Source organism: Bradyrhizobium sp. B025 (assembly GCF_042257955.1).
Classification (GTDB): domain Bacteria; phylum Pseudomonadota; class Alphaproteobacteria; order Rhizobiales; family Xanthobacteraceae; genus Bradyrhizobium; species Bradyrhizobium diazoefficiens.
The window spans coordinates 4,833,983-4,856,828 of sequence record NZ_CP170150.1 but is presented as its reverse complement, the minus strand read 5'-3'; the positions used below and the strand labels follow the sequence as shown (position 1 = coordinate 4,856,828).

Here is a 22,846-nt window from a genome sequence, read left to right as displayed (position 1 = left end):
CACGCGGAGAAGACAGCCATGCTCGAGATTGTCCGGCAGCAGATGATCTGCATCGTTGCGCCCGGCTGGCCCGGCGGAGGCGGTCTCCCGCAATCACTCCAGGATGCGCTGGACAGCCTCTTGCGCGATGTCGCGGTGGTTCACTTCGCTTCGATCGGGCTCCTGCCGGCGGTGGCCGATGCCGCGGAGCAAAGGCCCTCGCTGATGGTCGAGCTTGCGGTCGAGGAGGGCCTGCGCCCGTACGACCTGCTGTATCGCCTCATCCACCATCCCGGCGGCGCGATGTGGTCGCTGTTCGGCGCCATGGTCGCTCCCGGCGTTGCGGTCCCCACGGCGCAGCACGAGCAGCAATTGCTGGACAAGCTGATGCAGTGGCACAGCATCGCCGATGGCGCCTTCGTCGGCGCCCGCGACCGGTCGGTCCGGCAGATCAAGATGGAGCAGGACCTGCTCGAGCGCACGCGAGCCGAGGCGCGGACGCTGAAATCCAAATACGGCAATGATCGCACCGCGTTCGCGCTGGCGCTGGCGCGATGGGCATACGCAGACCCACGCTTCGAGTGGGCGGCCACGCCTGCACCGCGTTCCTACTGGCGCGGGAAGGGGGCCGGCATCGGCGCGAAGCTCGCCTATCCGGTAGCGGCGATCGTCCTGTGGTTTGTCGCGCTCTGGCTCATCTCGGCACTTCCGCGCGCCTACAATTGGTTCTTCGGCGAACCGGGTCCCATCGTGCAGGCCGTGGAGGACGCCGTCAGCAAGACGAGCAAATGTCTGCTGGCGATAAGTGGACACGGTTTGCTGGCGTTCGCGGTGATTGCATTTCTAGTGTGGCTGTTCCTGGTCCCGCTGCCTGCGCAATTCGTGTCATGGAGGCGGTGGTTGAACAGCGTTCAGCAAGAGCTCGACCGACCGACCGATACGTTCTCATCGCTGTCGACCTATGTCGGTGGCTGGGTCATCGGCGTGCCGCTGCTGCTGGCCATCGCCGCGTGCGCCATAGCCTACACTCTCGCGCCGCTGGCCTATGCGCTCGCTCCGGACTATATGGCGCGTATCGTCGAACCAAAGATACCAAAACTGACCGGATTGGAGATCATCGGGATCGCCGTCGTGGTGATCGCCGTGGTGCTTTGCATCGGTGCGCTGTTCTATTGGCTCAATCGCCGCTTCACGAAGCTGAGCGAGCAGTTCTTCCATCCGCTCGAAGACGACGTTCCGCGCGCCCAGCAGATCCACCCGTCGGTCGAGAGATGCGAGGCGGAGCTGGTCCGCAAGACCCAGCACATGTTCAGCCTTACGGATGTGCGTCGTCCGAACGGGTGGAGCGCGTGGTGCATCCGGACGGCCCTGCGTATCGTGACATTCGCCGGACGGGTGTTTTTCACGCAAGGGTGGCTCGGAAATGCGCCGGGCATCCATTTCGGTCACTGGCACATCATCGACAACGGTCGCCGCTTTCTGTTCTGCTCGAACTATGACGGCAATTTCGGCGGCTATCTCGACGATTTCATCAACGGTGCTTCTACCGGAACCACGCTGGCCTGGCGCTGGACGGAGCTCAGTCCACGCGCGCCGGCGGTGGACGGTCAGCCTGGCATTGCCGCGCCGCGCAGCTTCCCGCCGACGCGCTTTGTCATCTTCCGTGGTGTGAAGTGCGAGCTGAAATTCAAGTCCTACGCGCGCGACAGCATGCTCCCGCACATCTACCATTTCGACGCGTGCAACAGGACGATCGAGCAGATCAATCTTGCGACCGGACTGCGCGACGCCCTGTTCGGCGAGCGCAACGAGAAGAACGACGATCTGATCATGAGGGCCATCGAGACATGAAGCACGCACCGCTTCTTTCCGATCATAGTGACGACATCCAGGGCATGCTGAAGAGCGGCTTCGGTTGGCTCAAGAGCAGCCGTTTCTGGTTGCTCACGATCCGCGACGGCCGCGTGGATCAGGCCCGGGCCTGGCTCGCGAAACTCGTCGACAGCGGTTTGGTCGTCAGCGCCAAGCGTGTCGGGACGGGCAGGAAGAAACCGGAAGAGTCGATCAGCGAGGCCGTGGCGGTCGCCTTCAGTTTTTCAGGGCTCAAGAAGCTCGGCTGTACCGAGGCGGAAACGCATCCGTTTCCGACTGCTTTCAGCAGTGGCATGGGAAGCGCATTGCGCAAAGAGCTGTTGAGGGACGCTGGGCGTGATCAATGGCGTTGGTCGGATGTTGAAGACCCCGACGGCCGCCAAACCGTTCACATCCTCGTTGCGCAATGGTGGGTGCTCGACAAGAAATCGCGAATGGAGGATCCCGATCCGGATGCGTTCATCGTCAGGACCGTTGAAAACAATCCTTGCTCGTTCAAGAAAGAGGAAGATGGCAAACTGCGCGAGCCGTTCGGGTTCCGCGACGGCCTCGCTCAACCCGTGATCCGCGGCCTCAGGGAAGAGGGGGGTGCCGCGCTGAAGCAGGCCAAGCGCGATGCCGGCGACCTCTATGAGGATCGCGTCGTCGAGCCCGGAGAATTCATTCTTGGCTATCGCAACGAATATGACGAACTCACCTACTGTCCCAACGTGAAGGAGTGGCCGCAGTCCAGTGCCCGCTTCACGCTGAACGGAAGCTACCTGGCCGTGCGGCAGATCGCGCAGGATGTCGATGCGTTCGAGCAGTTCAAGACGGCTAATGGCCAGCACATCTGCGAAAAAATGATGGGGCGTCGGATGGACGGCATGCCGCTCGGATGGCAGGGACCTCTGGGGTCGGATTCGGCGGCGGACGCCTTCCGCTATCGAGTCCAGGACGCAAACGGCTTCGTTTGCCCCCAGGGAGCTCATGTCCGCCGGTCCAATCCGCGCGATTCCCTTGGCATCGATGTGCCATCGAGCATCAAATCATCCAAGCTGCACAGGTTGCTCCGCCGTGGACGGCCCTATCGTGAGACGACCGAAAGCGGCACGTCGTGCGATGGCTTGTTCTTTATCGCGTGCAATGCCGATCTCGAGCGCCAGTTCGAGTTCATCCACCAGCGCTGGGTGCAAAACCCCCGGTTCGGGACTCTTGAAGGCCAGGACGATCCTGTCGTGGGTTCGTCGCCTGTCCCGAAGACGTTCACCATTCCGGGATTGCCGAGCGGCAGCGAAGTGACGCTGGCCTCATTCACGCAGGCGCTCGGAGGCGGTTACTTCTTCTTGCCGGGGATCGCGGCGCTTCAGTTCATCGCCGGAGGTCGCGCCGGTGCAAAGCCTGCCCCGTCGCGTCAGGTTGAAGCGGCCTCCTGAGAGGGAAGACGGCGGAGGGCTTAGTCTTGCGGCTCTGACGCCGCATCCCCTTGCGCGTCGATGCGCAGCCAGCCCGACGGAGCGAGGCGCTGCTGCGGCAGGAAGCGGGCCTTGTAGTCCATCTTCTTCGAGCCCTCGATCCAGTAGCCGAGATAGACATAGGGCAACCCTTGCCGACGGGCGCGGGCGATGTGGTCGAGGATCATGAAGGTGCCCATCGAGCGGCTGACCTGGCTCGGCTCGAAGAAGGAATAGACCATCGACAGGCCGTCGCTGAGCACGTCGGTGAGCGCAACCGCGATCAGCTCCTCGCCGCGGCCGGTGATACCGCTGTCGGGGCCGCGCTTGCGGTACTCGATGATGCGGGTCTCGACATGGCTGTCCTCGACCATCATGGCGTAGTCGAGCACGGTCATGTCGGCCATGCCGCCGTGGCGGTGGCGAGCGTCGAGATAGGCACGGAATACCGAATATTGCTCGGAGGTCGGGACCGCACTGCGCTGCTCGCCGATGATGTCGGCGTTACGCGCTATCACCTTGCGGAAGTTGCGGGACGGGCGGAACTCGTTGGCGATGACCCGGACCGACACGCAGGCGCGGCACTGGTCGCAGGCGGGCCGATAGGCGATCGACTGGCTGCGGCGGAAGCCGCCATGGGTCAGGAGGTCGTTGAGGTCGCCCGCGCGGTCACCCACGAGGTGCGTGAACACCTTGCGCTCATGCCGGCCCGGCAGATACGGGCAGGGAGAAGGCGCCGTAAGGTAAAATTGGGGGGTGTCGCGCGAGTGCTGGGTCAAGGGACGTCGTGGGCCTCCAAAACGGGTGTCAGCATCGCGCTACGGAAGCCCCCGGTCAATTGGTCTGCTCGGCAGGTCAGATCAGTCAGCTTAGCCGGTCCTGGTTGATAGGTTCTTGATCAGTAGGTTCTGGCGCCCTGGGGCAGGGGTGCGCGGACCGAGTTGTTGATCACGACCGTTCCGAGCACGAAGTCATGCAAAAGGCGCCGCCGGCCGTTGAACAGGCCGACCAGGACCACGAAGGGCGACAGGAACGAAACCGTCACCCAGAACAATACGGCATGGGTGGCGCCGAGCACGAAATAGCCAGGAGCGCCGTACCAGGTGCGCAACTCCAGGTCCATCACCCGCATGCCGATCGTCGCCGACGACGGACCGCCGATGCAGGCGCCGTAATAGACGATGGCCCAGATCACGGACGCCGGCCAGGCCAGCCAGAACAGCGCCCAGCCGATACCGAGCGTGACCACGCCGAACAAGGCGATGAAGAGGTAGCCGAGGATGACCGGCACCGCGATCACGACCATGTCGATCAGGAAGGCGAACACCCGCCGCGTCGCGACGCCGCGGAACAGTTCCGGGTGCAGATATGGATCGTAAGCGTGCGGTTGCACCCCGCCGTCATTGCGCCAGGCGCCTGCCTGGGGTCCTGAATTGCCCGAGTCCGAATACGACATGGTCCATCCTCCAGATGGGAAACTTCCGTGGCAGGACATGGGAACAGGCCGTCCGCGTGCCAAGGGCGTCGGGATTAACAAGCCGAAATATTCCGGCGATTCGGGGGCGAGGGGGCGGGAGGGACGAGCTGCAACCGCGAACCCAAGCGTCGTCCTGGCGAAAGCCAGGACCCATTACCCCAGGAAGAGTTTGGCGAAGACCAGAAGTTTGATTCCTTCGCTGGTACGAATACCGCCCGCCATCGATGGATCACGCGGTATGGGTCCCGGCCATCGCCAGGACGACAATGACCTTACCCCTGCGTCCGCAGCTTCTCCGCCGCCTTCGGGGCAAAGTAGCTCAGCACGCCATCCGCGCCGGCGCGCTTGAAGGCGAGCAGGCTCTCCATCATCGCGCGGTCGCCGTCGAGCCAGCCGTTGCCCGCGGCCGCCGCGATCATCGCGTATTCACCGGACACCTGGTAGGCGAAGGTCGGCATCGCAAAGGTGTCCTTCACGCGGCGGACCACGTCGAGATAGGGCATGCCCGGCTTCACCATCACCATGTCGGCGCCCTCGGAGATGTCGAGCTCGACCTCGCGCAGCGCCTCGTCGGTGTTGGCGCTGTCCATCTGGTAGGTGCGCTTGTCGCCGGTCAGCGTCTTGGCCGAGCCGATGGCGTCCCGGAACGGGCCGTAGAAGGCGGAGGCGTATTTGGCCGCATAGGCCATGATCTGCACGTCGATGAGCCCTGCCTGGTCCAGTCCCTCGCGGATCGCGGCGACGCGGCCGTCCATCATGTCGGACGGCGCGATGATGTCGCAGCCGGCTTCGGCCTGCACCAGGGCCTGGCGCACCAGCACGGCGACCGTCTCGTCGTTCAGGATCGCGCCGTCCGCGATCAGGCCGTCATGGCCGTGGCTGGTGAAGGGGTCGAGCGCGACGTCGCAGAGGACGCCGATCTCCGGAAACTCCCGCTTGATCGCGCGTACCGCCTGGCAGACCAGATTGTTCGGGTTGCAGGCCTCCGAGCCTTCCTCGTCGCGCAGGGACGGGTCGGTGTAGGGAAACAGCGCGATGCAGGGGATCGTAAGCTTCATCGCGCGCTCGGCCTCGCGCACGGCCTGGTCGACGCTGAGGCGCTCGACGCCCGGCATCGAGGCGATCTGCTCGCGCTTGTTGTTGCCGTCGATCAGGAACAGCGGCCAGATCAGATCGTCGGTGGTGAGCACGTTCTCGCGCACCATCCGCCGGGCCCACTCGGCCTTGCGGTTGCGGCGCGGACGGATGGCCAGATCGAGGGCAGGGGAAGCGGCTGCGCCATCCCGGCGCGAAACCTCGCGCAATTCGATCGGACGCCCGTATTTGATCGCCATCACTCTTCCTCCGGCTGGAATTATTCTTATACCAGCTCGCATGGTTCCCGTCACCGCGGCTTGACCTGCCGCAAGGGATGGCAGCCGATTGATTTTGCGGGGCGAAACAGCCAGAAGGGAGCCATGTCCGAGATCTCCACCCGCGATGCGGCCCGCGACAGCGCCAACGCCAGGGACGCCGCCAGAGACAATGCCAGAGACAATGCAATGTCGGTGGCGGCGATCTCGTCGGAGCGCCCGGAGTCCGACGACAATGTCTGGACGCGCCGGCTCGTGCTGTTCCTGCGGGTGATGGCGGTGCTCTCGATCCTCAAGGGCCTCTATCATTGGGCGCAGGTGACCGGCTTCGTCGGCGGCGAGGACGAGGCGTTCGAGAACCAGTCGATGGCCTGGCAGGCCGCGACCGTCTACTTCGCCGTGATCGAGCTCGTCGCCGCCGTCGGGCTGTGGCTCGCAACACCCTGGGGCGCGGTGGTGTGGCTGACGACCGTGGTGTCGATGGCGGTGATCGAGCTGATGTTCCCGGGAATCTACGGCGGCAGCCTGGTCGTGGTCGGCGTCGAGGTCTTCATGCTCGCCGCTTATCTGGCGCTCGCCTGGATGGCCGCGCGCGAACGGCCGCCGTAGGGCGCGCGCGGGACTCTTGTAGGATGGGTAGAGCGCAGCGAAACCCATCACCGACGTGCGCCCGCATCGATGGGTTTCGCTTCGCTCTACCCATCCAACGATCTGTTCAGCTCCGGGACACGAGAGCAGAGTTCGGCGCGTGGTTGACCGCTGGTTGCCTAAAATTCGAGGTAAGTTTTCGCTAACCTAGCCTGGTCCGCCACAGCTCTTACGCGCGCGTTTCGAAACGGGGCGGGGCTGTTCTGGAATGCGACAACCGGGGCGGACGGAGGGTGAACAGGACCTTGCGAGGGTCAACAGAGGGTTGCGAAAAGCCCTTGTGGCACAGGCTTAATCCGCAATTCACTGTCTTAAATTCATGATCTCTTTATTCTCTTATTTAAGCCGATCTTCAAACGAGCCCCTTAAGTTGCACCTATCAGACGGGACACAAGTTTCGTCGAATAAGTGTCGATAAAAACGACAACAGGGGAAGTGTCATGATGAAAGCCGTCGCAACTGCGGCAGATACCGCAGAGCGCGTCTCCGGCCAGCAGGGTTCGGTGCAGTCGCTCTATCTGGAAGCTTTGACTCTGGTGGAGCGGCTGCATCGCCGGCTCCTCGACGTCATCAAGGACGAGTTCGATCGCCGCGGTCGCGCCGACATCAACTCGGTGCAGGCGCTCCTGCTCTACAACATCGGCGACAAGGAGCTGACCGCGGGCGAGCTGCGCACGCGCGGCTACTATCTCGGCTCCAACGTCTCCTACAATCTGAAGAAGCTCGTCGAGCTCGGCTTCCTCGATCACCAGCGCTCGCGCGTCGATCGCCGCTCGGTGCGCATCCGCCTGACGCCGCAGGGCCAGGAAGTCCGCCGCATCGTCGACTCGCTCTACCAGAAGCACGTCAAGACGGTCGAGCAGGTCGGCGGCATCTCGGGCGAGGAATTCTCGACCCTCAACAAGTCGCTGCACCGTCTCGAGCGGTTCTGGACCGACCAGATCCTGTATCGGCTCTGAGTTTCCAAGGGATGGCCAAGCCGGCCCGCAACAAGACCGGCAAGCCTCCCGAACGTGCCTGACTTCCCCAAGCGCACCGGCCCGGTTTCTCCCGGACCGGTGCGTTTTGTCATTTTGCAGCTGCGAGAAAATTCGCCGATCGGGTGGAACCGGAGCCCGGTATCGCCGTTAGTTCTCTGGATTCGGAGGATGCGATGCTGGTCGGGCGCGGGCTGCAGGTCATGAACGTCCAACTCGTGAGTGATGCCTATGCCATCGCCGCGAATTACCTCCGCCGCTCCGGTGCGATTCCCGACACGCTCGTCACCAACGAACACCTGCTCGAGATCATCATCAAGCTGCTCCAGCACGGCGAATTCAACAAGATCAGGCTCGCCAACAAGGCGATCGCCCGGTTCGAGACGCAGTCCGAGGCCCGCGCGGTTGCCTGATCAAAACTCCCGACATTCCAGAGAACCAGAGGGTGCCATGGACGCTGCCATCGACCGCATCATGCAGACTTATGACCTGCTCGCCAATCGCACGGCGGCGGCCAGCGAGGAGGCACGCGCCAAGGTGACGAATTACCTCAACACGCTGATTGAAGCGGGTGAGAAGGACCCGCACAGGTTGACGGTCTGCGGCCTGACCTATCTGCGCCAGCTCGACGGCAGCGTGGACCCCGTAAAGGCCGGGTATACTGGGCTCTAGGGGGGAGGGGCGGCTCTCATCTGCCGGCAGGACCTTAAGGTCCAAAACGGCCCCTTCAGGCATCATCGGAACGGGGCGGTTCCAGCGAACCGCTCCAGCGTCCGGATCCTTCAATCCCCACCATATCTTGCATAAATATCAGGCCCGACCCGCAACTACTTGGCCGGGGGCGGGCGATGTGGTAGATCGCGCTCGCCGCTTCCGATCGCCACACCAGACCCGCCCGTAGCCCGCCAAAAGGCTGCGGCGGTGGAGATATTCGCAAGATGACCTCAGCCAAAACCGCCTCCGCGCCCGATTCGTTTTTCACCGCCTCGCTCGACCAGGCCGACCCGGAAATCGCAGCCGCCATCAAGGGCGAGCTCGGCCGGCAGCGCCATGAGGTCGAGCTGATCGCCTCCGAGAACATCGTCAGCCGTGCCGTGCTGGAAGCGCAGGGTTCGGTGATGACCAACAAATATGCGGAAGGTTATCCGGGCGCGCGTTACTATGGCGGTTGTGAGTGGGTCGACGTCGCCGAGAACCTCGCGATCGACCGCGCCAAGAAGCTGTTTGGCGCTGGCTTCGCCAACGTCCAGCCGAACTCCGGCAGCCAGATGAACCAGGCGGTGTTCCTGGCGCTGCTCCAGCCCGGCGACACCTTCATGGGCCTCGACCTCGCGGCCGGCGGCCATCTCACCCATGGCTCGCCCGTCAACATGAGCGGCAAGTGGTTCAAGGCCGCGCACTATACCGTGCGCCGCGAGGACCAGATCATCGACATGGACGCGGTCCAGAAGCAGGCCGAGGAGGTCAAGCCGAAGCTGATCGTGGCCGGCGGCTCGGCCTATTCGCGCGCCTGGGACTTCAAGCGCTTCCGCGAGATCGCGGACAGCGTCGGCGCGTATCTGCTGGTCGACATGGCGCACTTCGCCGGCCTCGTCGCCGGCGGCGTGCATGCCTCGCCGGTGCCGTATGCGCACGTCACCACCACGACGACGCACAAGTCGCTGCGCGGTCCGCGCGGCGGCCTGATCCTCTCTAACGACGAGACACTCGCCAAGAAGCTCAACTCGGCGATCTTCCCGGGCCTGCAGGGCGGCCCCCTGATGCATGTGATCGCGGCGAAGGCGGTCGCCTTCGGCGAGGCGCTGCGTCCGGACTTCAAGGTCTATGCGAAGAACGTCGTCGAGAACGCCAAAGCGCTGGCCGAGGCGATGAAGAGCCACGGGTTCGATATTGTGTCCGGCGGTACCGACAACCATCTGATGCTGGTCGACCTCAGGCCGAAGGGCCTGAAGGGCAACGTCTCGGAGAAGGCGCTGGTCCGCGCAGCCATCACCTGCAACAAGAACGGCATTCCCTTCGACCCCGAAAAGCCCTTCGTGACCTCGGGTCTGCGTCTCGGCACCCCGGCGGCGACGACCCGCGGTTTCGGCGTCGCTGAATTCCAGCAGGTCGGCGGCATGATCGCCGAGGTTCTCAACGCGATCGCGCAGTCCGACGACGGCAAGGCGCCGCTGGTGGAAGCCGCGATCAAGGAACGGGTCAAGGCGCTCACCGACCGGTTCCCGATCTATCAGTAAGGCTAGGCCAAGCGGATGCGCTGCCCGAACTGCAACAGTCTCGATACGCAGGTAAAGGACTCGCGTCCGACCGAGGACTCGTCCGTGATCCGCAGGCGGCGCGTGTGCGTCGCCTGCAATTTCCGCTTCACCACCTTCGAGCGCGTGCAGCTGCGCGAGCTCACGGTGATCAAGCGCAACGGCCGCCGTGTGCCGTTCGACCGCGACAAGCTGATGCGCTCGGTGCAGATCTCGCTTCGCAAGCGGCAGGTCGAGCCGGAGCGGGTGGAGAAGATGGTCTCCACCATCGTGCGCGAGCTCGAGACCGGGGGCGAAGCCGAGATCTCCTCCGAGGTGATCGGCGAGACCGTGATGGAGCATCTGCGCACGCTCGACGACGTCGCCTATGTGCGCTTCGCCTCGGTCTACCGCAATTTCCGTGAGGCCAAGGATTTCGCCGACGTGCTCGGCGAGCTCTCCGGTGAGGAGGAAGCGCGGCTCGCCGCGATCCGCAAATGATCTTCCGCATCCTGGAGGATCAGTTCGCGCAGAAGATCCGCGAATCCAAGGACGCCGATCGCCGCTTCATGCAGCTTGCGCTGGCGCTCGGCCGGCGCGGGCAGGGACGGACCTGGCCCAATCCGGCCGTCGGCGCCGTCATCGTGAAAGACGGCGTCATCGTCGGCCGCGGCTGGACGCAGCCCGGCGGACGTCCGCATGGCGAGCCCGAGGCCTTGCGGCGTGCCGGTGAGGCGGCGCGCGGGGCCACGCTCTACGTCACGCTGGAGCCGTGCTCGCATTTCGGCAAATCGCCGCCTTGTGCCGATGCGGTGATTGCGGCCGGCATCAAGCGCGTGGTGGCGGCGATCGAGGATCCCAATCCGGAAGTGGCGGGGCAAGGCCACGCCCGTCTGCGTGCGGCCGGCATCACGGTGGACGTGGGTCTCTGCGCGGCGGAGGCGGCGTTCGACCACGCCGGGCATTTCCGCCGCATCCGCGACAAGCGCCCGCATGTGATCCTGAAGCTCGCGGTCTCGCCCGACGGCAAGATCGGTGCCGCCGGCGGCAAGCCGGTCGCGATCACGGGCGAAGCTGTGCGCAATCGCGTGCATCTGCTCCGCGCGCAGAGCGATGCCATCCTGGTCGGCATTGGCACGGTGCTGGCGGATGATCCGCTTCTCACCTGCCGCCTGCCCGGCATGGCGGCGCGTTCGCCGGTGCGCGTTGTGCTCGACCAGAGCCTGCGCATGTCCGCGGCGAGCCAGCTCGTGCGCTCCGCGCGCGAGACGCCGCTGTGGGTGGTGGGCTCTGAACTTGCCGAGGCTGCGGCCGCCACGCGGCTTGGAGCAGCCGGCGCGCAGATCATCCGCGTACCGCCGGGAAACGCCTCCGGGCTCGATCTGCCAGCAGTGTTGCATGCGCTGGCCGAGAAGGGCATTTCGCGGCTGATGGTCGAGGGCGGCAGCCGCGTTGCGGCTTCGTTCGTGGCGGCCGATCTCGTCGACGAGATCTGGCTGTTCCGCGGCGCGGAAGAGGTCGGCAGCAGCGGCGTCGATGCGCTCGATGCATTGCCCCTGTCGAAAATCACGCAGTCGCAGGCCTACAAGGTTCATGCTAGCGAGACATTCGACAAGGATACTCTCACCATCTACGAGCGCGCCTAACATGTTCACCGGCATTGTCACCGATCTCGGCGAGATCGTCAGCTTCACGCCAACGGCGCAGGGCCAGTTGCACCGGCTGCGCATCGCCTGCAGCTACGATCAGACCACCATTGCCGATGGCGCCTCGATCGCCTGCAACGGCGTCTGCCTGACGGTTGTCGCTTCAGGTGTCGCGGGCGGCAAGACCTGGTTCGACGTCGATGCGGCCGCCGAGACGCTGGCGCTCACGACGGCAAAGCACTGGAGGGTGGGCACCAGGCTCAATCTCGAACGCGCGCTCAAGATCGGCGATGAGCTCGGCGGCCATATCGTCGCCGGTCACGCCGACGGGATCGCGACCATCGTCAGCCGCGAGGACCTGCCCGACATGGCGCGGTTCGTGCTCTCCACGACGCGCGAGCTGGCGCGGTTCATCGCCACCAAGGGATCGATTACGCTCGACGGCGTCTCGCTGACGGTCAATACGGTTGCGGACGTGACCTTTTCGGTGCTGATTATCCCGCACACGCTGACCGTCACGACGATCGGCGGCTGGAAGGCGGGGGCCGAGGTCAATATCGAGGTCGACCTGATGGCCCGCTACGCGGCGCGGCTGACGGAAATGAAGTGACGGCAAAGCCGTCATTCCGGGGCGGTCCGTAGGACCGAACCCGGAATCTCGAGATTCCGGGTTCGCTTCGCGCCCCGGAATGACAGTTTAAAACTTGGCTTACATGCGTTCGGCGACTACATAGCGCCGACCCCTGTGAAACGGATTGAACGATGGCAGACGCGCGGCGCGCACCCTTGAAGGACCAGACCGACATTTCCGGCGCGCGTGCGCTGATTGTCGAGGCGCGGTTCTATGACGATCTCCAGGATGCGCTACTGGACGGCGCAGTGGCCGAGCTGAAGGCCGCCGGCCTGACGCATGACGTCATCACGGTTCCCGGCGCGCTGGAGATCCCGGCGGCGGTGGCCATTGCGGTCGATGCCGCGGCGGCCAACGGCAAGCCCTATGATGCGGTGATCGCGCTCGGCTGCGTGATCCGCGGCGACACCATCCATTTCGAGATCGTCTCGCAGGAATCCTCCCGAGCGCTGATGGACCTTGCGGTTTCACGAAAGCTCCCGCTCGGCAACGGCATTCTCACCGTCAACACCGAGGCGCAGGCCTGGGCGCGGGCGCGCGCCAGCGAGCTCAACAAGGGCGGCGATGCCGCGCGCGCTGCGCTTGCGATGCTGCGCATCAAGCGCCGCCTGGCGCGGGCCTGAGCCATGGCCGACAACAACAAGAAGCCGGCGGGGCTTACGGAGAAGAAGGCGAACCGGCGCGGTGCGGCGCGGCTCGCGGCCGTCCAGGCGCTGTACCAGATGGATATCGCCGGCGCCGGCATCAACGACATCTTCGCCGAGTTCGAGAGCCACTGGCTCGGCAACGAGGTCGAGGGCGACACCTACCTGCCGGCCGAAGCCGCGTTCTTCCGTGACGTCGTCTCCGGCGTCGTGCGCGACCAGAAGAAGCTCGACCCCTTGATCGACGAGGCGCTGTCGAAGGGCTGGCCATTGAAGCGGATCGAGGCGATCCTGCGCGCGGTGCTGCGGGCCGGGGCCTATGAGCTCCAGCATCGCAAGGACGTGCCGGGCCGCGTCGTGGTCTCCGAATATGTCGACGTTGCCAATGCCTTCGTCGATCGCGAGGAGACCGGCATGGTGAATGCGGTGCTCGACCAGATCGGCCGTCAGTTTCGCGGTGACGAGTTCGGGCGAGGGTAGTTTCCCGCGAGGGCGGTGAATTGATGCGAGACTGCTGCCCCATATGCCGCTGTCATCACCCGCGAAGGCGGGTGATCCAGTACGCCGCGGCCTGTCGATTTTGCGTGACCGTCTCTGGAATACTGGATCGCCCGGTCAAGCCGGGCGATGACAGCGGAGAATGGGGCTAGGCAAGTGGCAGACCCGCACAATCCCTCCGCCGAAGACTCCCTCATCACGCGCTATTTCAAGCCGCTGGCGACCGATCCCGGTGCGTTCGGGCTGGTCGACGATGCCGCGGTCCTGTCCTCGTCCGGCGACGACATCGTCGTCACCACCGATGCCGTGATCGAGGGTGTGCACTATCTTGCCACCGACCCACCCGACACCATCGCGCGCAAGGCGCTGCGGGTGAACCTGTCCGATCTCGCCGCCAAGGGCGCCGTGCCGGCCGGCTTCGTGCTGACGCTGGCGCTGCGGAGCAAGGAGGACGCCTGGCTCGGGCCGTTCGCGGATGCGCTGGGCGAGGATGCGAAAACCTTCGCGTGCCCGCTGCTCGGCGGCGACACGGTGTCGACGCCAGGGCCGCAAATGATCTCGATCACCGCCTTTGGCCGCGTGCCACGGGGTCGGATGGTCGGCCGCACCGGGGCGCGGCCAGGCGACCGTATCTTGGTGACAGGCACGATCGGCGATGCCGCGCTCGGACTTGACGTGCTCACGGGCGGCGCTGCGGCTGCGGCGCTGGCGTCCGATCCTGCCGCAAGGGAAGCTCTGGTCTCGCGCTATCGCATCCCGCAGCCACGCAACGTGCTGGCGCGCGCGGTGAGGGATCATGCGTCGGCTGCGATGGACGTCTCCGACGGGCTCGCCGGCGACCTGACAAAACTCTGCGCGGCGTCGGGCGTCTCGGCCTCTGTGGACGTGGCGAACGTGCCGCTCTCGGCCGCCGCGGCGGGCCTGATCGTGCGCAACGCCGTTTGCGTCGAGACGCTGCTTGCCGGGGGCGACGATTACGAGGTGCTGTGCACGGTGCCGCCGGCGCAAAGCGATGCGCTGATTGCCGCGGGGCGGGCCGCTGGCGTTGCGGTCACGGCGATCGGCATGATCGTCGCAGGGAGCGCGCGGCCGCGCTTCCTGGACGGCCAGGGCCAGGAATTGGCTTTGAAGCGGCTGTCCTACAGCCACTTCTAGGAATTGCTCCAAATCGCGGCGTTCGGGCGATGGGCTGAGGACTTGGAGCTCAGGACTTGCTCAGGACTTGGCCTAAATACTTGCCGAGATCGGCTTTTTCGGCCGCTTCCGGCGTTGCACCATCAAGTTGATTTTGGCAAGCTCGCGACCGACTGAGGCCGCCCCTTCGGGAAAGGGGGCGGCCTTGTTCGAAATCAAGGCGCCGCACCGCACGACGGACAATAAAAGGCGCCGGGGACACATCAAGGATCTGAGGCAAAAAATCACATGACAGCATTATGGTTGATAGTGCTCTGCGGAGTGCTTTCCGTCGTCTACGCGATTTGGGCGACGTCTTCGGTGTTGAGCGCGGATGCGGGGTCGCCGCGCATGCAGGAGATCGCAGCTGCGGTGCGCGAAGGCGCACAGGCCTATCTGCGGCGCCAGTACACCACGATCGGTATCGTCGGCATCGTCATCTTCGTGCTGCTTGTCTATTTCCTCGGGTTCTATGTCGCGATCGGTTTTGCCATCGGCGCCATCCTGTCGGGGGCGGCCGGCTTCATCGGCATGAACGTCTCGGTTCGCGCCAATGTGCGCACCGCCCAGGCGGCGACCACGTCGCTCGCCGGCGGCCTCGAGCTCGCCTTCAAGGCGGGCGCGATCACCGGCATGCTGGTGGCGGGTCTCGCGCTGCTCGGCGTGACCCTCTATTTCGGCTTCCTGGTCTATTCGCTGAAGCTCGCGCCTGACAGCCGCGTCGTCGTCGACGCCATGGTGGCGCTCGGCTTCGGCGCCTCGCTGATCTCGATCTTCGCCCGTCTCGGCGGCGGCATCTTCACCAAGGGTGCGGACGTCGGCGGCGACCTCGTCGGCAAGGTCGAGGCCGGCATTCCCGAGGACGATCCGCGCAACCCGGCGACCATTGCCGACAACGTCGGCGACAACGTGGGCGACTGCGCCGGCATGGCCGCCGACCTGTTCGAGACCTATGCGGTGACCGCGGTCGCCACCATGGTGCTCGCGGCGATCTTCTTCGCCAAGACGCCGATCCTCATGAGCATGATGACGCTGCCGCTCGCCATTGGCGGCATCTGCATCATCACCTCGATCATCGGCACCTTCTTCGTCAAGCTCGGGCCGAGCCAGTCGATCATGGGCGCGCTCTACAAGGGTCTGATCGCAACCGGCGTGCTGTCGCTGATCGGCATTGCGGTGGTGATCTACACGCTGATCGGCTTCGGCAAGCTCGATGGTGTCGATTATACCGGCATGTCGCTGTTTGAATGCGGCGTCGTCGGCCTGATCGTCACCGCGCTGATCATCTGGATCACCGAATACTACACCGGCACCGACTATCGTCCGGTGAAGTCGATTGCGGCTGCGTCGGTGACCGGCCACGGCACCAACGTGATCCAGGGCCTTGCGATCTCGATGGAGGCGACCGCGCTGCCCGCGATCGTCATCATCGCCGGCATCCTCGTCACCTACAGCCTTGCCGGCCTGTTCGGCATCGCGATCGCGACGGCCACCATGCTGGCGCTGGCCGGCATGATCGTCGCGCTCGACGCCTTCGGTCCGGTGACGGACAACGCCGGCGGCATCGCCGAGATGGCGGGCCTGCCGAAGGAGGTGCGCAAGTCGACCGATGCGCTCGACGCCGTCGGCAACACCACCAAGGCGGTCACCAAGGGCTACGCGATCGGTTCGGCCGGTCTCGGCGCGCTCGTGCTGTTCGCGGCCTACAACCAGGACCTCAAGTTCTTCGTTGCGGACTCCGCGCATCACACCTACTTCGCCGGCGTCAATCCGGACTTCTCGCTGAACAATCCCTATGTGGTGGTGGGCCTCCTGTTCGGTGGTCTGCTGCCGTATCTGTTCGGCGCGATGGGCATGACGGCCGTGGGCCGCGCGGCGAGCGCGATCGTCGAGGAGGTGCGGCGTCAGTTCCGCGAGAAGCCCGGCATCATGCAGGGCACCGACAAGCCGGACTACGGCAAGGCGGTCGACCTGCTGACCAAGGCGGCGATCAAGGAGATGATCATCCCCTCGCTGCTGCCGGTGTTGTCGCCGATCGTCGTCTACTTCCTGATCTACGCGATCGCCGGAGGCGGTGCGACCGGCAAGTCGGCGGCGTTCTCGGCGGTCGGCGCGATGCTGCTCGGCGTGATCGTGACGGGCCTGTTCGTCGCGATCTCCATGACCTCCGGCGGCGGCGCCTGGGACAACGCCAAGAAGTACATCGAGGACGGTCACTACGGCGGCAAGGGCAGTGATGCCCACAAGTCAGCGGTGACCGGCGACACCGTCGGCGATCCCTACAAGGACACGGCGGGACCGGCGGTGAACCCGATGATCAAGATCACGAACATCGTGGCTTTGCTGCTGCTGGCGATCCTGGCGCACTGAACCTGTCGCGCGCTACAAACGACAAACCCGCGGTGCAAACCGCGGGTTTTTTGTTGTCCGCTTTACGGGGGACCGTCGCCATGAAGGTCGAGACGACCAAGTGTATCCGGTGCGGCTGCGACATGCTGATGGCCGACACGGTCTGTCCGACTTGCGGCAGGGTGCAAGCCGGTGGCCGGCAATCCGGTGCGCGTGCAATGCTGGCGGTCGCGCTGGCGGCGGCCGTCCTCATCGCCTTCAACTGGTTCAAATCTCCTGCGCCGCAAGCGAGCCCGCCTACTGCACATCCATCTGCAAACCTTCCTTCTGGATGATGCCGGCGAACTTCTTCGTCTCGGCGTCCACGAAGTCGGCGAACTGCTGCGGCGTGCCGTAGTCGGCGCGGGCGCCCATGGCGGCGATGTTCTTCTTGATGTCGTCGCGCTCCAGCATCGCCTTCACCTGGAGATTGAGCGCTTCGAGCACCCCGGCGGGGACGCCTTTCGGCAGGAACACCGAGAACCACGACGAGACGTCGAAATTGGCCAGCTCCGGTGCGCTCTCGCGCATGGTCGGCAGGTTCGGCGCGAGGTCGCTGCGCTCGGCGGTCGTCACGCAGAGGCCGGTGAGCGTGCCGTTCTGGACCTGCGGCAGGCTCGGATAGAGGTTGTCGAACAGGATCTGGATGTCGCCGGCGAGCGCGGCCTGGAGCGCGGGCCCGGCGCCGCGGAACGGGATGTGCGTCATCTTCAGCCCGGTGAGCTGCAAGAACCAGGCGCCGGTGAGGTGAGGGCTCTGGCCGACGCCGGAGGAGGCATAGCTGAGCTTGTCCGGATTGGCCTTGAGATAGGCGATCAGCTCGGCGACCGACTTGATGCCGGTCTTCGGATGCGCCGACACGATGTTCGGGATCCGGATCATGTTGGAGACCGGCTGGAGCTGGTCCGGCTTGTAGGTGAGGTTCTTGAAGATGCTGTAGGCGATCGCGTTCGGCCCGGGGTTGCCAATCAGGATGGTGTGGCCGTCCGGCTTGGCGCGAACCACCTCGGCGGTGCCGATCGTGCCGCCGCCGCCGGAGCGGTTTTCCACGACGGCCGACTGGCCCCAGGCGGTTTGCAGATGGGCGGCCAGGAGCCGGCCCATGACATCAGTCGAACCGCCGGCCGCAGCCGGCACGACGAGGCGGACGTTTTCGGTGGGTTTCCAGTCCGCCAGGCTCGACCGCGGCAGGATCGCTGCAGCCGACAGGCCGGCAGCGCCGGTGAGCACGCGGCGGCGGGACAACAAGGTTTTCGGCACGAATCCACTCCCAGCTTCTTGTTTTGCAGGGAGCGTATGGAACCCGGCGCGCGACGGCAAGTCGCACGCGCCGGTAAGTGGCGCACGGAGGGCGGCACGACGCCGCAGGCTGAAGGCTCAGTTAAAGCTGAGCAGTTTGAACAGCGGCGTGAGGTAGCTCATCTCCTGGCCCGATGTCGGCGTGGTGCGGCTGATGAAGTCGAAGATCTTGCCGTCCTGGAGGCCGTAATTCGCCAGCCGGCGCACGCGCCGGTTCTTGTCGAAATAGATCGCGATCACGCGTTGATCGACCACCCTCTGGTTCATGAAGGCGACCATCCGCTCCGAGCGCTGCGAGATGTAGTAGAAGACCTCGCCGTCGAGGGTCGCGACCGTGGAGGGCGTGCCCATCACGATCAGCACCTGGTCCTGGCTCGCGCCGATCGGAATCTGCTCCAGCGCGCCGGGCGGCAGGATGTAGCCCTTCTGGAACTGCTCGCCGGTGCAGCCCGCGAGCGCCACGCCGACCAAGGCCGCAGCGGCAGCCATGCGCAGGCCGCGCCAGCGTGCATGAAGGCCGCGCCGCTTGTCTGCGCGCGGGCTCGTCTGGTTCGTTATCGTCATAGCGGAACTGATTCCGTCCCCTTGCGTCGCGCGAGGCGCTGAAGTACCGGGCTGAGGCTCTGAATGCAACACGCGCGCGCCCGCTTGCGGAAACCACAATGCTTTGGCCGTTCAATCACTTCAGGAAACCCCGGCTAGCCCCGCCGGGCACCATTGAAGCCATCTATGGCATGATCGTGACGCAGGCGCGAGAACCCATATTTTACCGCGACTTGGGCGTGCCCGATACGGTTAACGGGCGTTTCGACCTGTTGCTGCTCCATCTCTGGCTGCTGCTGCGCCGCCTGCGCACGGTCCAGGGCGCCACGGAGCTGTCGCAGGCGCTGTTCGACCGCTTCTGCGAGGACATGGACGACAATCTGCGCGAGATGGGGGTGGGCGACCAGACCGTGCCGAAGCGGATGCGAGCCTTCGGCGAGGCCTTTTACGGCCGGGTGCAGGCCTACGATCAGGCGATCGAAGGCGGCGGTGAGGCGCTGGCAGCGGCGATCTGCAAGAATATCTTGAATGGGTCGGGCATGGACCAAGCGCAGCGGCTCGCGGCCTACGCGCGGGCCACGGACGCCGATCTCGGCCGGACCGGCGAGGCCGCGCTGCTGCGCGCGGCCTTCAACTTTCCCCCGGCGCTTCCCGAGGATGTCACGCCATGAGCCGACCGAATACTGGACCCGATCCCTGGCGGTCCCCCGTCATCGTTGCGCAGATTCCCGACACCGGCCTGCACCGCGAGATCGAGGCGTCGGCCGCCGAACGGCAGGTCATGGCCGAGGTCGCGGGCGTGCGGGAGATCCTGTCCGCTAACGCCAGCTTCGACGTCGTGCCGAAAAGCGGCGGCCGGGTCCAGGTCACGGGCCACGTCCGCGCCCGGGTCGGCCAGACCTGCGTGGTCTCGCTCGATCCGATCGAGAACGAGATCGAGGAGGAGGTGGACCTGACGTTCGCCCCCGAGGCCGAGGCACGCCGCCTGTCCGACCTGATCGAGGAGGGCCAGGACGACGAGGAGCCACCGGAGGTCATCGACCCGCCGGAGGCCATCATCAATGGCATCATCGACCTCGGCCGGCTCGCCACCGATGCCCTGTTCCTGGCGATCGACCCCTATCCGCGCAAGCCGGGGGTCGTGTTCGAGGCGGAGGTCGTCGCCCTCGACCCGTCGGACCATCCTTTCGCAGCGCTGAAGGCGCTTCAGGACAAGAAGAAAGGCCAATAGCTGCCGATTCCCCGTAAGACCGCTTGCCAGGCAGCGTGAGGCCTTTGCGGGAGTGGTTTGAAAACCTGATTTATCTATCTGATTTCCATATATTTCCTGCGAATCTTCTGGTTTGCCGCCGGATCGCCCCGAATGCAAAAGGCTGGGGGCAAGAGGTTGTTTCGGGATAACAAAACGCTATTGTCGCGCCCCGGTCCGGGCGCGGCGTGGCGCCTGGCCGCCGCCACGTCCGTGGCGAACCCATTTCGCGGCCCCCGCTCGTTGAAGACCGCACCAGACCAGGTTTCCAGGACTTTTATGCTAAGCAAGGTTCGCATCGCGCTTGACGCCATGGGAGGCGATGTCGGCCCCGCCGTGGTCATTCCAGGCGCCGCCATCTCGCTTCATAGGCATCGGGAGACCGAATTCCTGCTGGTCGGCGACCGCGCCAGGATCGAGCCCGAGCTCGAGAAGCACCCCGCGCTCAAGGCTGCTTCCAGGATCGTCCATACCGACGTCGCCGTCAGTGGCTCGGACAAGCCGAGCCAGGCGCTGCGCCGTGGCCGCAGGACCTCCTCGATGTGGCTTGCTATCGATGCGGTGAAGAAGGGCGAGGCGGATGTCGCGGTCTCCGCCGGCAATACCGGCGCGCTGATGGCAATGTCGCGCTTCCACCTGCGCACGCTGCCGGGCATCGACCGCCCGGCGATCACGGGGATTTGGCCGACCAAGCGCGGCGAGTCCGTCGTGCTCGACCTCGGCGCCACCATCGGCGGCGATGCGCACCACCTGGTGTCGCTGGCCGTCATGGGCGCGGCGATGGCAAGCGTCCTGTTCAACAAGCCGCGCCCCACGGTCGGCCTGCTCAACATCGGGGCCGAGGAGATCAAGGGGCACGAGGAGATCCGCGAAGCCAGTGAAATCCTGCGGGCGAGGAACCTGCCGGAACTCGACTATATCGGCTTCGTCGAGGGCGACGGCATCGGCAAGGGGCTGGCCGACGTGATCGTCGCCGAGGGTTTCAGCGGCAACATCGCGCTCAAGGCTGCCGAGGGAACCGCACGGCAGATGGCGGAATTACTCCGCAACGAGATGCAGCGGAGCTGGCTGTCCAAGCTCGGCTATCTCTTTGCGCGCAGCGCCTTCCAGGCCCTGCGGGACAAGATGGACCCCAACAAGTCCAATGGCGGCGTGTTCCTGGGGCTCAATGGACTGGTGGTTAAAAGCCACGGCGGAACCAGCGCCGAAGGCTTTGCCTATGCGATCGATGTTGGCTATGAGATGGCTCACTACGATCTCCTGAACAAGATCAATCAGATGCTCAACCGCGAGGGTGGTGCACTCAATTCCGTGCAGGCCGCGCAGGAGGCTGTTTCGTGACCAAAATTCGTTCGGTCGTGCTGAGCTGCGGCTCTTATCTGCCGGAGCAGGTGGTGACCAACGCCCAATTGGCGGCGCGTATCGACACGTCCGACGAGTGGATCGTCCAGCGTACCGGCATTCGCGAGCGGCACATTGCGGCCGAGGGCGAGTTCACCTCGCACTTGGCGATCAAGGCCGCGCAGGCCGCGCTCACCGATGCCGGCGTGGACGCGCAGTCGATCGATCTGATCGTGCTGGCGACCTCGACGCCTGACAACACCTTCCCCGCGACGGCCGTCGCCGTGCAGCACGGGCTCGGCATCAACCACGGCGCGGCCTTCGACCTGCAGGCGGTGTGCTCGGGCTTCGTGTTCGCGCTCGCCACTGCCGACAATTTCCTGCGCACCGGCGCCTTCAAGCGCGCGCTGGTGATCGGCGCCGAGACCTTCTCGCGCATCCTCGACTGGAACGACCGCGGCACCTGCGTGCTGTTCGGCGACGGCGCCGGCGCGGTCGTGCTGGAGGCCCAGGGCCAGCCGGGCAGTGCTGCGACCGACCGCGGTGTCGTCACCACGCATCTGCGCTCCGACGGCCGCCACAAGGCAAAGCTGTTCGTCGACGGCGGCCCGTCCTCGACCCAGACCGTCGGCCATCTGCGCATGGAGGGCCGCGAGGTTTTCAAGCACGCGGTCGGCATGATCACCGACGTGATCGTCGATGCCTTCGAAGCGACCGGGCTCAATGCCGACAGCATCGACTGGTTCGTGCCGCACCAGGCCAACAAGCGAATCATCGACGCTTCCGCGCACAAGCTGCATATCGCGCCGGAGAAGGTGGTGCTGACGGTGGACCGTCACGGCAACACGTCGGCGGCCTCGATCCCGCTGGCGCTGGCGGTGGCGCGCAAGGACGGCCGCATCAAGCGCGGCGACCTGATTCTGCTCGAGGCCATGGGCGGCGGCTTCACCTGGGGCTCGGCGCTGGTGCGCTGGTAGAGCCACAGTCGATAAAATTTTGCCGGAATCAGCGGCGATTATCGATGCTTCTGCATTGATGAGCGCTGTTGACCGGCGTATCGTAACCTCATAATTTCAGACAACAATTGTTCGCCGTGATGTGGGGCAGGGCGATGACCGATACAAGTAAAACCGTAACGCGTGTTGATCTGTGCGAAGCCGTCTACCAGAAGGTCGGCCTGTCGCGCACGGAATCGTCCGCCTTCGTGGAACTCGTGCTGAAGGAGATCACCGACTGCCTTGAGAAGGGCGAGACGGTGAAGCTGTCGTCGTTCGGTTCCTTCATGGTCCGCAAGAAGGGTCAGCGCATCGGCCGCAACCCGAAGACCGGCACCGAGGTGCCGATCTCGCCGCGCCGGGTCATGGTGTTCAAGCCGTCGGCGATCCTGAAGCAGCGGATCAACGCCCAGCACCGTACCAACGGCGACGGCAGCAAGGTTCAACCCGAGGCATAATCGCCTTTC

Annotated in this window: 24 protein-coding genes; 19 read left to right on the top strand and 5 right to left on the bottom strand. The window is 65.0% G+C overall.

The features are described from left to right. The first annotated feature begins 18 nt into the window (after positions 1-18). Complete coding sequence (locus ACE10W_RS22540; protein ID WP_375761981.1) at positions 19-1,830, top strand: hypothetical protein; 1,812 nt, start codon at positions 19-21, stop codon at positions 1,828-1,830. Continuing rightward, a complete protein-coding gene (locus tag ACE10W_RS22535) occupies positions 1,827-3,266 on the top strand; it encodes a Dyp-type peroxidase (RefSeq protein ID WP_375761980.1) in 1,440 nt (479 codons plus the stop codon). The genes ACE10W_RS22540 and ACE10W_RS22535 overlap by 4 nt, the downstream gene beginning before the upstream one ends. Before the next feature lie 20 nt (positions 3,267-3,286). Here the strand turns inward: ACE10W_RS22535 and ACE10W_RS22530 are convergent, their stop codons facing one another. From ACE10W_RS22530 to hemB, 3 genes are all read right to left on the bottom strand, one after another. After that, positions 3,287-4,063, bottom strand: coding sequence for an arginyltransferase (locus ACE10W_RS22530; RefSeq protein ID WP_011087800.1), 777 nt, complete (start codon positions 4,061-4,063; stop codon positions 3,287-3,289). A gap of 119 nt (positions 4,064-4,182) precedes the next feature. Further along, positions 4,183-4,740 carry an RDD family protein gene (locus ACE10W_RS22525; protein ID WP_028171628.1) on the bottom strand — a complete coding sequence of 186 codons (558 nt, stop codon included), beginning with the start codon at positions 4,738-4,740 and terminating at the stop codon, positions 4,183-4,185. Between the two features lie 293 nt (positions 4,741-5,033). Then, positions 5,034-6,095: a porphobilinogen synthase gene (gene hemB / locus ACE10W_RS22520; RefSeq protein ID WP_375761979.1), complete on the bottom strand. Its 1,062-nt coding sequence runs from the start codon at positions 6,093-6,095 to the stop codon at positions 5,034-5,036. Between the two features lie 123 nt (positions 6,096-6,218). On the opposite strand from hemB, the gene ACE10W_RS22515 reads away from it, so the two are divergent. The 12 genes from ACE10W_RS22515 (at position 6,219) to ACE10W_RS22460 (ending at position 16,934) form a co-directional block, all read left to right on the top strand. Next, positions 6,219-6,722 carry a DUF6163 family protein gene (locus ACE10W_RS22515; protein WP_060912471.1) on the top strand — a complete coding sequence of 168 codons (504 nt, stop codon included), beginning with the start codon at positions 6,219-6,221 and terminating at the stop codon, positions 6,720-6,722. Positions 6,723-7,201: 479 nt separating this feature from the next. After that, positions 7,202-7,720, top strand: coding sequence for a transcriptional regulator LdtR (gene ldtR, locus ACE10W_RS22510; protein ID WP_011087797.1), 519 nt, complete (start codon positions 7,202-7,204; stop codon positions 7,718-7,720). A 194-nt stretch (positions 7,721-7,914) separates the two neighbouring features. Next, positions 7,915-8,151 carry a hypothetical protein gene (locus tag ACE10W_RS22505; RefSeq protein WP_028171631.1) on the top strand — a complete coding sequence of 79 codons (237 nt, stop codon included), beginning with the start codon at positions 7,915-7,917 and terminating at the stop codon, positions 8,149-8,151. 37 nt (positions 8,152-8,188) lie between these two features. Further along, positions 8,189-8,410: a hypothetical protein gene (locus tag ACE10W_RS22500; protein WP_011087795.1), complete on the top strand. Its 222-nt coding sequence runs from the start codon at positions 8,189-8,191 to the stop codon at positions 8,408-8,410. Between the two features lie 266 nt (positions 8,411-8,676). Continuing rightward, positions 8,677-9,975 (top strand): serine hydroxymethyltransferase, encoded by a 1,299-nt coding sequence (gene glyA / locus ACE10W_RS22495; RefSeq protein ID WP_110116252.1) that lies wholly within the window; start codon positions 8,677-8,679, stop codon positions 9,973-9,975. A gap of 15 nt (positions 9,976-9,990) precedes the next feature. After that, positions 9,991-10,473 (top strand): transcriptional regulator NrdR, encoded by a 483-nt coding sequence (gene nrdR / locus ACE10W_RS22490; protein ID WP_011087793.1) that lies wholly within the window; start codon positions 9,991-9,993, stop codon positions 10,471-10,473. Beyond that, the gene (gene ribD / locus ACE10W_RS22485; protein WP_375761978.1) at positions 10,470-11,618 is read left to right on the top strand and encodes a bifunctional diaminohydroxyphosphoribosylaminopyrimidine deaminase/5-amino-6-(5-phosphoribosylamino)uracil reductase RibD; all 1,149 of its coding nucleotides are present in this window, start codon (positions 10,470-10,472) and stop codon (positions 11,616-11,618) included. The genes nrdR and ribD overlap by 4 nt, the downstream gene beginning before the upstream one ends. Position 11,619: 1 nt before the next feature. Continuing rightward, a complete protein-coding gene (locus ACE10W_RS22480; RefSeq protein WP_028171634.1) occupies positions 11,620-12,228 on the top strand; it encodes a riboflavin synthase in 609 nt (202 codons plus the stop codon). Between the two features lie 152 nt (positions 12,229-12,380). Next, positions 12,381-12,872 carry a 6,7-dimethyl-8-ribityllumazine synthase gene (gene ribH / locus ACE10W_RS22475; RefSeq protein WP_011087790.1) on the top strand — a complete coding sequence of 164 codons (492 nt, stop codon included), beginning with the start codon at positions 12,381-12,383 and terminating at the stop codon, positions 12,870-12,872. Positions 12,873-12,875: 3 nt separating this feature from the next. Further along, positions 12,876-13,373, top strand: coding sequence for a transcription antitermination factor NusB (gene nusB / locus ACE10W_RS22470; protein WP_011087789.1), 498 nt, complete (start codon positions 12,876-12,878; stop codon positions 13,371-13,373). 174 nt (positions 13,374-13,547) lie between these two features. Further along, positions 13,548-14,546, top strand: a complete 999-nt coding sequence (gene thiL, locus ACE10W_RS22465; RefSeq protein WP_375761977.1) for a thiamine-phosphate kinase — start codon at positions 13,548-13,550, stop codon at positions 14,544-14,546. Between the two features lie 267 nt (positions 14,547-14,813). Then, complete coding sequence (locus tag ACE10W_RS22460; protein ID WP_011087787.1) at positions 14,814-16,934, top strand: sodium-translocating pyrophosphatase; 2,121 nt, start codon at positions 14,814-14,816, stop codon at positions 16,932-16,934. A gap of 276 nt (positions 16,935-17,210) precedes the next feature. Here ACE10W_RS22460 and ACE10W_RS22455 read toward each other — a convergent pair whose 3' ends face one another. Both ACE10W_RS22455 and ACE10W_RS22450 read right to left on the bottom strand, forming a co-directional pair. Continuing rightward, positions 17,211-18,212, bottom strand: a complete 1,002-nt coding sequence (locus tag ACE10W_RS22455; protein WP_011087786.1) for a tripartite tricarboxylate transporter substrate binding protein — start codon at positions 18,210-18,212, stop codon at positions 17,211-17,213. 117 nt (positions 18,213-18,329) lie between these two features. Beyond that, on the bottom strand, positions 18,330-18,815 hold the full coding sequence (locus ACE10W_RS22450) for an outer membrane protein assembly factor BamE (protein WP_162603564.1): 486 nt from the start codon (positions 18,813-18,815) through the stop codon (positions 18,330-18,332). A gap of 98 nt (positions 18,816-18,913) precedes the next feature. On the opposite strand from ACE10W_RS22450, the gene ACE10W_RS22445 reads away from it, so the two are divergent. From ACE10W_RS22445 to ACE10W_RS22425, 5 genes are all read left to right on the top strand, one after another. Then, a complete protein-coding gene (locus ACE10W_RS22445; RefSeq protein ID WP_375761976.1) occupies positions 18,914-19,465 on the top strand; it encodes a ubiquinol-cytochrome C chaperone family protein in 552 nt (183 codons plus the stop codon). Continuing rightward, positions 19,462-20,025, top strand: a complete 564-nt coding sequence (locus ACE10W_RS22440; protein ID WP_161534703.1) for a DUF177 domain-containing protein — start codon at positions 19,462-19,464, stop codon at positions 20,023-20,025. Before ACE10W_RS22445 ends, ACE10W_RS22440 begins: the two co-directional genes overlap by 4 nt. A gap of 297 nt (positions 20,026-20,322) precedes the next feature. Further along, positions 20,323-21,384, top strand: a complete 1,062-nt coding sequence (gene plsX, locus ACE10W_RS22435; protein ID WP_375761975.1) for a phosphate acyltransferase PlsX — start codon at positions 20,323-20,325, stop codon at positions 21,382-21,384. Continuing rightward, the gene (locus ACE10W_RS22430; RefSeq protein ID WP_375761974.1) at positions 21,381-22,361 is read left to right on the top strand and encodes a beta-ketoacyl-ACP synthase III; all 981 of its coding nucleotides are present in this window, start codon (positions 21,381-21,383) and stop codon (positions 22,359-22,361) included. Before plsX ends, ACE10W_RS22430 begins: the two co-directional genes overlap by 4 nt. A 134-nt stretch (positions 22,362-22,495) precedes the next feature. Next, positions 22,496-22,837, top strand: a complete 342-nt coding sequence (locus tag ACE10W_RS22425; protein ID WP_028171641.1) for an integration host factor subunit alpha — start codon at positions 22,496-22,498, stop codon at positions 22,835-22,837. Positions 22,838-22,846: the final 9 nt, after the last annotated feature.